Below are 12,984 nucleotides of genomic sequence, written 5' to 3' on the forward strand. Positions count from 1 at the left end.
GAGGTGGAAGAGGGCCGAGAAGACGATGTCGATCTGGCGTTCGCGAACTTCCCGGGCCAGCCGGGGCATGACCCGGCGGGCGTTGCCGATGCCCAGATTGACCACGGTCACGCGCGGACTCATGGTCGCCTCATAGGCTCCCCCGCCTCGCAGCACGAGCACGGTCACGCGGTGCCCGCGATCGGCCAGGCTGCTGGAGAGATTGGCCACGGCGCGTTCGGCCCCGCCGCTTCCCAACGATGGCAGGATGAAGCAGAGGTGGCGATTGGTTGGATCTCGCACTCAGAGTTCCTTCAGAGCTGATGGGGCGTCCACGTTCGCGCTCGCATTTCGCCCGCGATTGGAAACCAGATTGGCCAGGGCCGCGACGGATTCGCGTCGCTTCATCGCGAGGTGAGCCCCGTCATAGCGTTGCGCGGTCCGCATGTTTTCCCGGCTTTCGGACAGGCTGTCCTCAAGGGATTGGGTGGCGACGTCGAGGATCAGCCGGCCTAGCTGGGTTACGTCGCCGGGACGGTGGAGCCTGGCGGGCGGCAGGAGTTCCGGCGTGCCGCCGGCGGTGCTGGCGGCGGCCAGACATCCGCGACTTAGCGCCTCGATCAACGCCCTGGGCAGACCTTCCTGGAAGCTGGGCTGGAGGTAGATGTCCACGCCATCCAGCCAGGCCATGACGGCGGGGCCAGCGGGCAGAACACCGTCGAAGCGGACCTGGGAGGAAAGGCCGAGGCGTTCGGCCAGCGCTCGGTATGGAGCCGGATCACCTTCGCCAAGGACGTGATACAGGAAGGGGGGCAGGCTGTTGCGCTGGGCCGCCAGGGCCTCGAGCGCCGTGTGGACGCCCTTCATTCGCGAGACGAGGGAGCCGATCGTTCCGAACACGAGTGGCGAGGGCGTGCTCCGGATGCGGGCGTCCCGATCGACAGCGACGCCGGAATCTATGGGCGCCAGAGCGACGTTTGAAGCCACGAATGTTCGTCCCGCCGTGGGGTAGGCCTTCTGAAGAAAGGCCTCGGTCACGTAACGGGCCAGGGGAGCCCGGGCGACGACCTTGGCCGTCCGATGCTCCAGTATGGGCGCATAGGCCTTGGCGGCGAGCGAGCCGTGACCCCAGAGGGCGTCCCAGGCGCTAGCCACCACCTCGGCCAGGTAGGGGCGCTCGTTCCGGCGGGCCAGGTCGCAGGCGGCCGAGCCAAGCTCGCCGGGCAGGCGTGCAACCACGGCGTCGCTGGCGAGAACCAGCGGGGCGAGTGTCTTTTGCAGGTTGGCCAACTCCGACAGCCGCTTGACCCCGCGTCGGCCGCCTACCGGCACGTGGCGGACGCGGGAGCCGGACGACAGCGAAAGACGCTCGATCGGCGAGGTCATGGGGCCGCCGCGGCACACGACCACAACCTCATCGAACGCCTCCAGGTACTCCTGCCAAAGCCGGTAAGGGTATTTGCCGCCCAGGGTGTAGACAGCGCCGTCGGCGCCGATCTCAAACCTATGGTCGACCGAAAAAAGCAACTTCATACTCGAACCTATGATCGACCGAAAAACGACTTCATCACGATCCCGCTGACGAAGAGACTTCGCGGGCCGGTGATATGGGCGGCTGCTGGCTGTTGTCGTCGCCAAGCGGGTCGCCGTAGATCCGCTTGAACTGGGAAGCCATGCTTTTGGAGAGACTGGCCACGGCGCGCCCCGCTCCGTCGCCCCCCAGCCAGACAGGATGAAACAGAGAGGGGGGCGGGTCTCGCACTCAGGAGGCCCTCGAAAGTGGAGGGACGATCGTACTTATGTCTCCCCCACGTCGGGAAGCCAGTTCCGCCAGCGCCGCGATGGACTCCCGTCGTTTTGTCGCCAGGCGGGCATAGTCGTAGCGTTCGGCCGTCCTCCTGCTCTCCTGGCTCTCGGAAAGGCTGTCTTCCGGACGTTGGGTGGCGACCTCGACGATGAGACGGCCCAGCCCGGCGACGTCGCCGGGGCGGTGGAGCCTGGTGGGCGGCAGGAGTTCCGGCGTGCCGCCAGCGGTGCTGCCGATGCCCAGGCAGCCACGGCTCAGCGCTTCGATCAGCGCCCTGGGCAGACCTTCCTGGAAGCTGGGCTGGAGGTAGATGTCCACGCCATCCAGCCAGGCCATGACGGCGGGGCCAGCGGGCAGAACGCCGTCGAAGCGGACCTGCGAGGAAAGGCCAAGGCGATCAGCCAGCGCCCGATACGGCGTCGGATCGCCCTCGCCGAGAACGCGGTACTCGAAGGGCGGCAGGCTGTCGCGTTGTGCCGCCAGGGCCTCGAGCGCGATGTGGACGCCCTTCAGACGCGATACAAGGGAGCCGATCGTGCCAAACACCAGGGGCGAGGGCGCGCTTTGGATACGGGCGCTGCGTTCGACCGCTACGCGGGGATCCGCGGGCGAGAGGGCGACATCCGAGACCGCGAATGTTCGCCCAACTGGGGGGTAGGCCTTCTGAAGGAAAGCCTCGGTCACGTAGCGGACCAGCGGAGCCTTGGCCACGGCGCTGGCCGTCCGCCGCTCCAGAATTGGGGCGTAGGCCTTGGCGGCGAGCGAGCCGTGACCCCAGAGGGCGTCCCAGGCGCTGGCCACCACCTCGGCCAAATAAGGACGTCGTTCTTGGCGGGCCAGGGCGCATGCGGCTGAGCCCAGTTCTCCGGGCAGGCGTGCGACCACGGCGTCGCTAGCGCGAACCAGAGGCGTAAGCGTGCTCTTCAGATTCATCAGCTCCGGCAGCCGCCTGATCCCGCGCCGGCTGCCTACCGGTACGTGACGGACGCGGGGCCCGGATGACAGGGAAAGACGTTCGATCGGCGAGGTCATGGGGCCGCCCCGGCACACGACCACAACCTCGCTGAACGCTTCCAGGTACTCCAGCCAGAGCTGATAGGGGCACTTGCCGCCCAAGGTGTAGATTGCGCCGTCGGCGCTGATCTCGAAACGGTGATCAACGGCGAAGAGCAGTTTCATCACGATCTCATCGACAGGGAAGTGTCGCGGGGTGCCGGGGGCGGTCGCCTGTTCTCGCCCTTTCGCAATAGGTCACCATAAATCCGCTCAAGCTGTGAAGCCATGCCCTCGACGCTCCAGGCGGAAAGATCCAGCCTTGCAGCGTTTCCAGCCATCCGGGCCGCCAGTTCGCGGTCTGCGAGAAGCTGCGTGATCGGCTCGGCCATGGCCGAGAGATCGTCGACCGGGACCAGAAACCCATTCCAGTCGGGCCGGACGATCTCGTTCACGCCGGGTAGGGCTGTCGTGACGATCGGGCGCGAGCACAAAGCGTACTGGATGATGACCCGCGGCAGGCCCTCGCGCTCCGAGCTCAGCACGCAGACGTCCGCTCGCTTCATCCAGCGCTCAGGCTGATTCTGGAAGCCGAGCAGTCGCACACGATCCGCCAGGCCCAACCGTTCGGCGCAGGCCTGGATCGCGCTTCGTTCTGGCCCCTCTCCCAACACGGCGAGAACCGCGCCGGGTCTTTTCGCGACGATTTGGGCGAAGACCTCGACGAATTCACGCACACGCTTGCGCGGTTCGAGCGCAGCGGCCATCACCAGCAGCTCGATCGATGAGACCTCGGTCCGCTCCAGAGCGGCGGCCAGTTCAGCGTCGGAGAGCGGTTCGGCTGTGGCGAAACGTGAAACGTCCATGCCGCTAGGCACCACGTGCTGTCGATCGGCCTTGAGGCCTGCGGCGACGCAAGCGTCCCTCATTCCGGTGCTGACGTTCACGAAGGCTGAAGTCACGGGGGCGACCGCGTGCTCAAGCACGAGATAGACGGCGCCCTGCAGGCGCGAGACGTTCAAGAAGGGCAAGATGTGCACGCCATGAACGATTGTCTTGCAGCCAGCGAGCCAGGCGGCGGCGCGGCCTAAGATCCCGGCCTTGCTCGTATGGGTGTGCACGATGTCCGGCCTGGCGTTCCGGATATGATCGCGCAACTCCAGAAGCGCGGTCCCGTCCCTGATCAAATCAATCTCGCGCACCAAGCTCTCGACCTTGATCACCGCGATCTGAGGTCGCAGTTGAGCGAGGAGCGACGGCGCGCTGTCGCGGCCATGGATGAGGATCACCTCGTGACCGGCGTCGGCCTGGGCGTTGCAGCTCAACAGCGTATTTTCGTCCGCTCCGCCGCGGACGAAGCGTGTGATGACGTGGGCGATCTTCATCGGGTGAGACTGTTCAGCAGAGCGAGATAGCCCTCGCGGGCGGCGGTGGCTTCAAAGCGGGCCCGGGCTTCGGCGGCGCGGCGATCGCGCAGCGAAGCGTCGGAAGCGGCGAGTTGGCGACGCTCGGCGACCGCCTCAACCAGGGCCGGATAATCGCCCAATGGCGCGACGGAACCAGCCCCCGACAGATCGGCGAGTTCCTGAGCCGAACTCACGGCGAAGCTCGCGAACGGTGTGCCATAGCAAAGGGATTCGATCAGGCAGCGCGGCAGGCCCTCACGTTCGGAGGCCAGAAGGACGAGATCGCTGGCCACGTACCAACGCCAGGGTTCGCGCGTAAAGCCGGAAAACTGGATGCGTTCGCCCGCGTCCAGCTGATTTGCGACCTCGACAGCACGGGCGGCGGCGGGGTTTGTCGCGGGATCGCAGTCGCCGACGAAGACGATGCGGATTTCCGGAGCCTGTGAGAGGATGGGGCCGGCGGCGTGCTCCAGGAACTCCGCCTGACGTTTCTTGGGATGGAAGCTGGCGACGTAGCTGATGACGAACGCATTGTCAGGCAGACCGAGCGCCGCGCGCTCCCGGCGCCGTGCGGCGGCATCGGGGACGGTGACCTCCGGCCTCACGATACTGTAGAGATAGCTGACCTTTCCGGCCCCTTTTTCGTTCAATAGATTACGCCAATAGCGCTCCATGTCGCGTGAGAGCACCAATAGGCGGTCGCACAATGCGTAGGCCAGCCGCCAACGGAGCGGAGCCGTGGCGTATCGCGGCGGCAACGCATCACGGACGTTGAGAATGATCGGGGTGCCGGTCAGCCGGGCCGCGAACAGTCCGCTCCAGAAACTGCGGTTGTCGTTCGCGTGAAGAAGATCGAAGGATTCCGCCCGCAGCCGCCGCGCGATCCGCCAATTGGTCAGCAGTCGGCCTAGGAAGCGGCCCACGCGTCCACCGCGCGCCCCGTCTCCTTCGTGAAACTGGCTCTCTCGCATGGGAACCACGGCGACTTCGCATCCTGCATCGCGCCAGGCGGTGGTGAATCGCCCTTCTCGATTGGTGAAGACGAGAAGGCGGTTGCCGGGCGCCAATTCCGTGACCAGTTCGGTGATGCTATTCAGCCCACCATCCGCCTGAGCGCCAGCTTGATAAATAATAAAGGCAAGTTTGCGAGGCGCATTCATTTCAGAAGAATTGAGTGTTTTTGCCGTATTCACGGATTCGCTCATGTAAATTTTCTTCGAAATTTGAGGCGTGATCGAATGATGTGCTGAGAATAGGGGTGAGCGTCCATGTCATTTATGACGTGAAAAATTATGAAGGAAGCGTCCACGGAAAATAGATTTTTGGCATGATACGCGCTTCCACATGCACACCAGCTCCGCACAAGATTTTAAGGAGTCTTCGCCCATGCGTGTGATTGCACTGTAAGCATCTTCCAAACGTGCCCCCACTTGCTGCCCGAACTAATTTTCGCCGACAATTGCGACGGGCATAAGAGTACTCCCCCATAAACCCAGCGATCGTATCGCATTGCGGTGCAGCATAGCAACGGTCGTTGAACCGGGGGCTCCAACGATGCCAATAGGCGCGATTGGGCGCTTATGATGACCGCAATGAGCAGACGAGATCGCCTCTTGGCGCGCGGTCTGGAGGCCGTGGTTCCACGAACCCCCTTCGGCTGGCGACGGGTAGCGCCCTCCTAATCGGCGGCCGCGTGAGCGCCGCCGCCGCCGCGGGCCTTGCGGGTCAGCCAGATCAGCGGGATCAGGATCACGCACAACCAGGCCGAGACGCGGAAGAAATCCAGGGCCGCCAGCAGATAGGCCTGGTTCACCGTCTGCTGGGTGATCGCCCCGACCGCCTGCAGGTGGCTCATGCCCGTCGCCTGAAGCTTGGCCACGGCGTCGAGCCAAGCCGGACTGCCAGAGCTCATGGTCTCGGCCAGGCGGGTCTGGTGCACGGCCTCGCCGCGGTCCCAGATGGTGGTGGCCAGCGAGGCGGCGAAGCTGCCGGCGGTGATCCGCGAGAAGTTCGACAGGCCCGAGGCCTGCGGCGTCTGGTGCGGCGGGACGCCGTTCAGCGAGATGGTCACCATCGAGATGAAGAAGGTGCTCATCGCCACGCCCTGCACCAGCATCGGCAGGACCAGCACGCCGAAGCTGGCGTCGGGCGTGTAGCCGGAGCGCATGAAGAACGACAGGCCGAACGCCGCCAGGGACAGGGTCGCCAGCCAGCGGGCGTCGATCTTGGTCATCAGCCGGGCCGTGAACGGCGTCAGGAACACCGCCACGACGCCGCTCGGCGCGGCCACCAGGCCGGCCCAGGTGGCGATGTAGCCCATGCGGGTCTGCAGCCACAGCGGCAGCAGCAGGTTGTTGCCGAAGAACACCGCATAGCCCAGGCAGAAGGCGATGGTGCCGATGGCGAAGTTGCTGGACTTGAACAGCGACAGGTCGACGATCGGATGTTTCTCGTTCAACTCCCAGATCACCCAGGCGACGAAGCCAATGATGGCGATCCACATCTCGACGACGATGGCGGGCGAGGAGAACCAGTCGGCTTCCTTGCCGGTGTCGAGCATCACCTGCAGGGCGCCGACCCACACCAGCAGCAGCATGAAGCCGGTTCGGTCGATCGGCAGCTTGCGGGTCGGGGTCTCGCGGCTGGCCATGTTGCGCCAGCAAAGGACGGCGCACAGGATTCCCACGGGGACGTTGATCAGGAAGATCCAAGGCCAGGAAATGTTGTCGGAGATGTAGCCGCCCAGGATCGGCCCGCAGATCGGCGCCACCAGGGTGGTCATCGACCAGATGGCCAGGGCCGTGCCGCGCTTGTTCGGCGGGAAGATCATGATCAGCAGGGCCTGCGAGCCCGGGATCATCGGGCCCGACACCGCTCCCTGGAGGATGCGGAAGAAGATCAGCGAGCTGAGGTTCCAGGAGACGCCGCACAGGAGCGAGGCGATCGTGAACAGCGCCACCGAGACCACGAAGGTTCGGACAACGCCATAGCGGCCCATCAGCCAGCCAGTCAGGGGCACCGAGACGCCGTTGGCCACGGCGAAGGCGGTGATCACCCATGTGCCCTGGCTGGAGCTGACGCCCAGATTGCCGGCGATGGTGGGAATCGAGACGTTGGCGATGGTCGAGTCGAGCACCTGCATGAAGGTGCCCAGCGCCAGGGCGATCGAGGTGACGGCCAGGAGGATCCCGGTCATCGGCGGCGGACCGGCCGCCTCGGCTTGTTCGGACGCCATGGGCGCTCCTTCAGGCAGCGGTTAACGGGCGCCCTTGGCGACGTCGATCTTGGCCTTCATCGACAGGCCGACCCGCAGCGGATGGTTGGCTAGCTCGGCGGGGTCGAGCGTGATGCGGACGGGCACGCGCTGGACTACCTTGATCCAGTTGCCCGAGGCGTTCTGGGCCGGGATCAGCGAGAAGGCCGAGCCGGTGCCGCCGGCCAGGCCGCGCACCTTGCCGTGGAACTTCACGCGGCCGCCATAGAGGTCGGAGACCAGGGTCACCGGCTGCCCAGGGACCACCTTGTCCAGCTGCACTTCCTTGAAGTTGGCGTCGACATAGGCCTCCCGCGTCGGAACCACGGCCATCATCGGCGCGCCGATCGCCACCTGCTGGCCGACCTGCACCGACTTGCGGGCCACGACACCGTCCGTCGGGGCGCGGACCACGGTGCGGGCCAACGCCAGGCGGGCGGCGTCGAGCCGAGCCTGGGCGGCCTTCACCTCCGGGTTTTCGGTGACCGAGGCGCCGGAGATCAGCACGGTGTTGACCTCGCGCGTGCCGATGGCGGCCGCGCGGCTGGCCAGGGCTTGGGCGCGAACGGCCTGGGCCGCCGTCAGCGCCGCCTGCGCGTTGGCGAACCGGTTCTGGGCGGAGGTCAGCTCGTCGCCCGAGACGGCGCCTTGGGAGACCAGGGCCTGGCGGCGCGAGAGGTCGAGGCGGGCGCGGTCGACGTCGGCCTTGGCCGCCGTGATCTGGGCGTCGGCGCGCTGGACATCGGCCTGGCGGGCGTCGAACTGGCCGGCCAGGGCCGTGTCGCTGGCGAAATAGCCCTTCACCTTGCGTTCGGCCTGGCCGAGGGCCGCTTCGGCCTGGGCCACGGCGATGCGGGCGTCGGCGTCGTCGATGATGACCAGTGGGTCGCCAGCCTTCACGGTCTGGGTCTCGACCACGAAGATCTTGGCGACCGGGCCGGGCGACAGGGCGGTGACCTGGGCGGTTTCGGCCCCGACATAGGCGTCGTCGGTCTCGACGAAGTGGGAGTCGAAGGCCAGCCACCAGGCGCCATAGGCCACCACGCCCACGGCGACTACGCCGCCCAGCAGGGTCAGCTGGCGGCGGCGCTTGGCGTTGGCGGCGGCTTGGGGAGCGGATTGGGCGGAATCGGACATGGGAGAGAGTCCTAGGCGAGCGAATGCTGTGAGAATGGGGCTCAGGCGCCGATGAAGCCGCCGCCGAGGGCGCGGACCAGGGCGATGTCGAGGGCGAAGGCGCGGCTTTCCAGGTCGGCGACGACCCGGCGCTGGGCCAGCACCGACTGCTCGGCCAGCAGCACCGACTGGTAGGTCGAGAGCTGGCCTTCGTAGCGCAGGCGGGCGATGCGATAGGCGTTCTCGTTGGCGGTCAGGGCCGCGCGGGCGTCCGCCAGACGGCTGGCGAGCGCCTTCTCGCTGGCCGCGGCGTCGGCCACCTCGCGCAGGGCCTGGGTCAAGGCGGCGTCGTAGCTGGCCACGGCGGCGTCGCGATCGGCCTCGGCGCCGCGCAGGCCGGCGCGCAGCCGCCCGCCCTCGAAGATCGGCAGGCGCAGGGCTGGCCCGACCTGGCCGATGTCCGAGCCGCTTGAGAACAGCTTGTCGAGATACAGCGACTGCACGCCGACGAAGCCGCTCAGGTTGATGTCCGGATAGAAGGCCGCCTTGGCCTGCCGGGTGCGAGCCACAGCCGCCTCGGCTCTCCATTTCGCGGCGACCACGTCGGGGCGGCGGCCGATCAGGTTGGCCGGCAGATTTTCGGGCAGACCGAACGGCTTGATCGTCGCGTTGGTGGGACGTGTGATGGCCAGACCGCGGTCGGGACCCGCGCCGACGAGGGCGGCCAGGGCGTTGCGGGTCAGGGCGATCTGTTCGTCGAGGGCGGAGAGCTCGGCCTTGGAGGCCGGCGGCCCGGCCGCGGCCTGCTCGCTCTCGGCCTTGGTGTCGAGACCGTTGGCGACGCGCTTGGCGACCAGATCGCTGGTCTCCTGGCGCAGGCGCACGGCCTGCTCTGCGACGTCGCGCTGGGCATAAAGACGCGAGAGCTCGGCATAGGTCGAGGCGATGGCCGTCGACAGGGTCAGGCGAGCCTGGGCGGCGTCGGCCTGGGCGGCCTTGGCCTCGGAGGTGGCGGCGGCCACCGCCGCGCGGTTCTTGCCCCAGAAGTCCAGCTCCCAGCTGAAGTCGAGGGCGATGCGGCCGGTGTCGTTATAGCCGTGCGGGACGAAGGCCGGGGGGATGCCGGCGTTGTAGCTCTGCTTGCTCTCGGCGACGTCGGCGCCCAGACCCACGCGCGGCAGGTCGGCGGCCCTGGCCTGGGCGACCAGGCTCTGGGCGCGGCGCAGGCGGGCCTCGGCGGCCGCCAGACTGGGCGAGCCCTTCAAGGCCTCGTCCTCGAGGGCGTTCAGCTGAGCATCGCCATAGCCGACCCACCAGGCGTCGGCCGGCCAGTCCGCAACCGGCGCGGCCAAGGTCTGGGCGCTCGCATAGGCCTGGGGCGACTTGGCGACGCGCGCGGACTGGGCGGGCGGCAGGCTGGCGCAGGCCGCCAGGACCAAGGCGCTGGCGGCGGCGAAATACGGCGCGCTAAGTCGGGAAGGAAAGGTCGGCATGGGGAGACGCCTTGATGTTACCGTACGGTATAGTCATATGCCGGAGTGCAAGTAGGCTCGTCCTGCGCTACAGTCAAGGCGACCGTACCGTACGGTCGAGGAATTTTACGTGATGGAAGCCAAACCCCGCCTGGATCGTGACGCCCGTCGCGAAGCCATTCTCGACGTCGCCGCCGAGGTGTTCCTGGAAGAAGGTTTCGACGCCGCTTCGATGTCGACCATCGCCGCGCGGGTCGGCGGCTCGAAGAGCACGCTCTACAACTACTTCAAGAGCAAGGAAGAAATCTTCGTGGCGCATATCGAGCGCTACTGCAGCTGGCAACGCGAGGCGATGTTCCAGTTGCTCGACGAGGGGGCGGATCTACGCAGCGCCCTTACCCATCTCGGCCAGCGCTATCTCACCAATGTGCTGTCGGATCGGAACATGAGCCATTTCCGGCTGATCGTGGCCGCCGCCGAGCGGTCGCCTGATCTCGGCCGCGCCTTCTACGAGGCCGGGCCGTTGCGCGGCGCCCAGATCCTCGGCGACTTCCTGTCGCGAATGAAGGCCGAGGGGCGCATTGAAATTGACGATCCCGTCGCGGCCGCTCACCAGTTCATCGGGCTGTGCCAGAACCGCCTCTTGAAGGCCCGCCTGGTCAACTATGTCGGCGAACCCACCCCGGAGACGATCCACGCCGAGGTCAACGCCGCCGTGCGCACCTTCATGGCGGCCTTCGCGCCCGACTAGAGCGCATTAGGTTTAGGTGTGAGCGGTCAAGCCGCTCGAATGCGCTCTAAGTGTAAGAAAATAGAGCCTGTTTAGCTGGTTCTAGCCTTGATCGCGTCCGAGGCGGCGGTCGGCCTGATAGACGATCAGGCCCGACTGGTCGCGGAACTCGAACGCAAGCGCGTCGGGGGTAAGCCGAAACGCCGCAAAGCCCGGCATCGAGGCGGCGTAGCGCGTTCCTTGGACCGAGCGTAGCCCGTCATTGGCCTCCGCGCCGCTGCCGGTGCACACATAGTCGACAGCGCCGCGGCGGATGTGTTGCAGGCTGTGATCGTGCCCATTGACATAGAGCTGCACGCCACGGGCTTCGAGCATCGGCGCGAGGCGCTCCACAAGGTGGGGACTGTCGCCATGGCCGCCCGAATAGACGGGGTGGTGGCCGACGACGATCTTCCAGGCGGCCGTCGAGTTCGTCAGCGCCTGATCCAGCCACGCCAATTGTCGGGCGCTCTCATGCGACGGATGACGCCCGCGCGCCAGCTGCTGAAGCCACTCGTCGTAATTGCGCCCGTCCACCATGGGTGAGGTGTCGATGACGAACAGGTCGACGAACCCCGCGCCGAACGCCGCCCCCTCCACCTTGAAATAGCGGTTGGGCATGCGCCACCGATCGCTCAGGCGCGAGTAGTCGATCTGGGCCTGGACGTCGCCTCGGTAGTCGTGATTGCCCAGCGCCGAGAACCACGGAATCTGGAGAGCTGGCGCGGTGTAGACGTCCTCGAAGGACAGTCGCCATTGAGCGTCCGCGGTCGAGGTCACGCCGGCTGGATAGAAGTTGTCACCCGCGGAAACGACGAACCGGCTGGCGTGATCGAGGGCGGTCGCGCCCATGGCCGCGGCGACCTGGCGCTGGGTCGCGCCCCCTTGCTGGCCCCAGTCGCCGAGCGCCAGGAAGGCGAGGGCGGAACCCTGGGCCCTGGCCGTCGCGCCCAGCGCCAGGCTGGCGCCCATCGCGCCTATCAGCGTGCGGCGATCGATGCGAGAGAGGCTCACGGCGCCCTCCTTGATACGTCCTGCGCTTAACGACGACGGAACGGCCCGCACGCCTCAAACGAGATCGCTCCGGATCACCGCCTTTGGTGAACCGCCCAAGCTCGACGCGCCCCAAAGGGTATGGGCCGCGGCCTTCGCGCGGACCTCGAGCGTGGGTGATGAGCCGCCTTCGCCGGTCAGGAGCCGAACGTCGCTTTTCTGGAGGTGCGTCAACGGCGGAAAAGGGTGCGACGGCGGCCGGCGACACAGATTTTCGGATCGGCCGGGAAGGGGGACTGCGGACAGCCAACCTAGGCGAGGGCAGCTGAACCGGGCTGCTGGAAGACCACACCATGTCCGTCCGGATCGGAAATCGAGAAGGCCAAAAAGCCGTATCCCGTGGTCGCGGGAGTTGGAGCATTAAGGCCTTTCGCCGTGATCTCGGCTTGCATGCCGACCACATCATCGCAGGCGATATACAGGGCCGTGTGCCGACACCCCTGCCAACGCGGCTCGCTTCGCTGCGCAGGCCGTTCGTTCGAATCGTACGCGGTGTTCAACATCAACTCAGCCCCATCACGGGCCAAGTGGACGAAGTGGGAGAAGCGGCCTTCCGCAGTCTGGACCTCAGGGCTCGCGAACAGCACCTCGAAGCCGAGTTGGTCGCGGTAGAAGGCGAGCGAAGCATTCATATCGAAGACTTCGAAATACGGGGTAAGCCCGCGCACCTTGACCAAGAGAACCTCCTAGATCGCGCGAGACCGGGTCGTCTGATCTTCGCTCGTCAATCACGAGTCCGCAACGGGTCGTGAGCCGCCTCCGCGGTTGGGAGGCGAACGGCTCGTTTCTGGAGGCAAGCCAACGGCAGCTGTTGGCGCCGGGCCGCCGGAGATGTCAAAGCGGCGATCGACTGTGCTGTTGGCCGAGGGTTGGACGACGCAAGAAGTCGCCATATGCACCGGTCATACCCTGCGCGATCCGGCCTCGCTGGACACCTACGCTGACCGTGACGCGATCGCCGGGGTGACCGCTCAACGGTCCAGCGCGCGCCTCGCGCGAGGCTGAACCGGGAACGAATTCTGCAAACCGACCTGCAAACTGGTCGATAGCCAAAGGAGCTAAGTGTTTGAAAGTGGTGGAGGCCCGGGCCGGAATCGAACCGGCGTGCACGGATTTGCAGTCCGCTGCGTCACCAC

General features: G+C 66.5%; 12 protein-coding genes. 1 reads left to right on the forward strand and 11 read right to left on the reverse strand.

Going from position 1 to position 12,984, the window contains the following annotated elements; genetic code table 11:
• The 8 genes from VJ655_RS10970 to VJ655_RS11005 form a co-directional block, all read right to left on the reverse strand.
• Window positions 1-282 (reverse strand): glycosyltransferase (locus VJ655_RS10970; protein WP_324111095.1); only part of this gene is annotated, 282 nt, incomplete at its 3' end.
• The gene (locus VJ655_RS10975) at window positions 283-1,512 is read right to left on the reverse strand and encodes a glycosyltransferase (RefSeq protein ID WP_324111096.1); all 1,230 of its coding nucleotides are present in this window, start codon (window positions 1,510-1,512) and stop codon (window positions 283-285) included. It abuts the gene before it with no gap.
• Window positions 1,513-1,741: 229 nt separating this feature from the next.
• The gene (locus tag VJ655_RS10980; protein ID WP_324111097.1) at window positions 1,742-2,965 is read right to left on the reverse strand and encodes a glycosyltransferase; all 1,224 of its coding nucleotides are present in this window, start codon (window positions 2,963-2,965) and stop codon (window positions 1,742-1,744) included.
• Window positions 2,965-4,164: a glycosyltransferase family 4 protein gene (locus VJ655_RS10985; protein WP_324111098.1), complete on the reverse strand. Its 1,200-nt coding sequence runs from the start codon at window positions 4,162-4,164 to the stop codon at window positions 2,965-2,967. The genes VJ655_RS10980 and VJ655_RS10985 overlap by 1 nt, the downstream gene beginning before the upstream one ends.
• Complete coding sequence (locus tag VJ655_RS10990) at window positions 4,161-5,390, reverse strand: glycosyltransferase (protein WP_324111099.1); 1,230 nt, start codon at window positions 5,388-5,390, stop codon at window positions 4,161-4,163. Before VJ655_RS10990 ends, VJ655_RS10985 begins: the two co-directional genes overlap by 4 nt.
• 473 nt (window positions 5,391-5,863) lie before the next feature.
• Window positions 5,864-7,420 (reverse strand): DHA2 family efflux MFS transporter permease subunit, encoded by a 1,557-nt coding sequence (locus tag VJ655_RS10995; protein ID WP_324111100.1) that lies wholly within the window; start codon window positions 7,418-7,420, stop codon window positions 5,864-5,866.
• 21 nt (window positions 7,421-7,441) lie between these two features.
• Window positions 7,442-8,575 carry an HlyD family efflux transporter periplasmic adaptor subunit gene (locus tag VJ655_RS11000; protein ID WP_324111101.1) on the reverse strand — a complete coding sequence of 378 codons (1,134 nt, stop codon included), beginning with the start codon at window positions 8,573-8,575 and terminating at the stop codon, window positions 7,442-7,444.
• A 41-nt stretch (window positions 8,576-8,616) separates the two neighbouring features.
• Window positions 8,617-10,047, reverse strand: coding sequence for an efflux transporter outer membrane subunit (locus tag VJ655_RS11005; protein ID WP_324111102.1), 1,431 nt, complete (start codon window positions 10,045-10,047; stop codon window positions 8,617-8,619).
• A gap of 112 nt (window positions 10,048-10,159) precedes the next feature.
• Here VJ655_RS11005 and VJ655_RS11010 point away from each other — a divergent pair, with 112 nt between their 5' ends.
• Window positions 10,160-10,777 (forward strand): TetR/AcrR family transcriptional regulator, encoded by a 618-nt coding sequence (locus tag VJ655_RS11010; RefSeq protein WP_324111103.1) that lies wholly within the window; start codon window positions 10,160-10,162, stop codon window positions 10,775-10,777.
• 81 nt (window positions 10,778-10,858) lie between these two features.
• On the opposite strand, the gene VJ655_RS11015 is transcribed toward VJ655_RS11010, so the two are convergent.
• The 3 genes from VJ655_RS11015 to VJ655_RS11025 all read right to left on the reverse strand — a co-directional run.
• Window positions 10,859-11,809, reverse strand: a complete 951-nt coding sequence (locus VJ655_RS11015) for a tartrate-resistant acid phosphatase type 5 family protein (protein WP_324111104.1) — start codon at window positions 11,807-11,809, stop codon at window positions 10,859-10,861.
• A 290-nt stretch (window positions 11,810-12,099) separates the two neighbouring features.
• Entirely contained in the window at window positions 12,100-12,516 is a 417-nt protein-coding gene (locus VJ655_RS11020) for a VOC family protein (protein ID WP_324111106.1), read from the reverse strand.
• A 166-nt stretch (window positions 12,517-12,682) separates the two neighbouring features.
• Window positions 12,683-12,984: hypothetical protein (locus VJ655_RS11025; RefSeq protein WP_324111105.1), on the reverse strand; the 302-nt coding region annotated here is incomplete at its 5' end.

The organism is Caulobacter sp. (genome assembly GCF_035254145.1).
GTDB lineage: Bacteria > Pseudomonadota > Alphaproteobacteria > Caulobacterales > Caulobacteraceae > Caulobacter.